We start from the raw sequence: 525 nt of genomic DNA, 5'->3' as shown, positions 1-525 counted from the left end.
GTACGCACGCGAAACTTAAAGTGGTTGATTGTGAGGAAGTATAGCAATCCTTTAATAGGCAGAAGGACAATGAATAATAGTGCTAGTGCGATACCTGTTAGACTCAAAGATGCGGATAAGCCGATATTTAAGAAGAAGCAGACGAGAAAGAGCTCTTTCATATTAAATAGCGATTTAGACAACTCTGACGCTTTACGGTGAGCAGCGAGCATCATGCCAAGAATCAAGGCGCCAAGGTCTGGTTTCATTCCAACTAACTCAAACAGTCCGGCACCCACAACAAGCGCGAAGAAAATGCCGAACAGCACTAACATCTCGCCGTGGCCTACTTTATCCAATAACTTGTAAAACAGCGGGCGTAGAAGAGGAAGAGCAAATAGACCTATGGCGTACCATTCTGGCACTTTGCCTGTTGAAACAGTCAGAAACACGACGGCGAAGATATCTTGCATAACCAAAATACCGATGGCCAGTGTGGCGTATGTCGCGTTGAGTTCACCTTTTTCCTGCAGTGTTTTTACCGCG

General features: G+C 45.3%; 1 protein-coding gene. It reads right to left on the bottom strand.

Going from position 1 to position 525, the window contains the following annotated elements:
• Positions 1-525 (bottom strand): cation:proton antiporter (locus tag R7044_RS27860; protein ID WP_225456328.1); only part of this gene is annotated, 525 nt, incomplete at both ends.

The sequence above is a fragment of the Vibrio sp. 1402 genome (genome assembly GCF_033340275.1).
Note: the sequence above shows the minus strand (reverse complement) of the source record. Positions and strands in the feature narration are given on the sequence as shown.